Here is a 1,135-nt window from a genome sequence, read left to right as displayed (position 1 = left end):
TGAGGTGACCCCCGGAGTGTGGACACGGGGTTCATGCTGCGAGTGAGAGTCTAGCTTCCTTGTGGTGTTGCTGTTCGAACTCCAGTGGTGAGAGGTAGGACAGCGCGCTGTGACGTCTCCGGGTGTTGTAGTAGGTGAGCCATCGGAAGATCTCGAGCCTCGCCTGACTCATCGTCAAGAACAGATTCTTGTGCATCGTCTCTCGCTTCAGTCCCTGCCACAGGCTCTCGGCCAGGGCGTTGTCGTAGCTCGAGCCGACCCTGCCCATGCTTCTGCGGATGCCGTACTCGTCGCTGACCTGCGCGAACGCAGCCGAGGTGTACTGCGATCCGCGATCCGAATGGAAGATCACCCCGGTCACGTCCCCGCCCCGGGTGGCGACCGCGGCCCGGAGGGCGTCGGTCACCAACTCGGTGCGCATATGGCTGGCCATGGACCAGCCCAGTACCCGGCGTGAACGCATGTCCACGACGCAGGCGAGGTAGAGCCATGAGGCTCCGACCTGCACGTATGTGATGTCGCCGCACCACTTCTCGTCCAGAGCACCGGCGGTGAAGTCCCGCCTGACCAGGTCTGGTGCCGGCGGCGCGAGACGGTCCGGGATGGTGGTCCGCTTCTTCTTTCGCAGGTGGCGGCCGACGATGTGGTGCTTGCGCATCAGCCGGGCGACCCGCTTGCGGTTGACCGTGTGGCCGAAGCCCCGCAGCTCAGCATGAACCCGCAACGCACCGTAGTTTCCGCCGTGTTCGGTGTGGATCTCGCGGATCTCTTCGACCAGGGCATCCTCGTCGGCCTGGCGGGCAGCCCGCGCCTCGGCGCCGGCGATCCACCGGTAATAGCCGGAGCGGGACACTTCCAGCACCCGGCATATCCGCTTGATGCCGAAGGTCTCGGCGTGGGCGGAGATGAAGTCCCAAGCGGCGGCCTTCACTTCATCTCCCGGGCGAAATACGCCGCTGCCCGACGCAGGATCTCCCGCTCCAGATGCCATTCCTTCTCCGCCTTGGCCAGACGCGCGTTCTCCGCGCGCAGCCGGGCCAACTCGCCCTCCGGACCCTCCACCGCACCGGCGGCCGCCGGACGGCCCTCCGCGTCGCGCACCCACGTCCGCAGCGTCTCGGGATTGACGTTCAGA

Annotated in this window: 1 pseudogene; it reads right to left on the bottom strand. The window is 66.2% G+C overall.

The annotated features are described in order from the left end of the window. Positions 1–31: 31 nt before the first annotated feature. Positions 32–1,044, bottom strand: a pseudogene (locus ABZ904_RS51345) (IS3 family transposase); the annotation flags it as partial. Positions 1,045–1,135: the final 91 nt, after the last annotated feature.

The sequence above is a fragment of the Streptomyces sp. NPDC046900 genome (assembly GCF_040644975.1).
Classification (GTDB): domain Bacteria; phylum Actinomycetota; class Actinomycetes; order Streptomycetales; family Streptomycetaceae; genus Streptomyces.
This window is presented reverse-complemented; position numbering and strand designations above follow the sequence as displayed.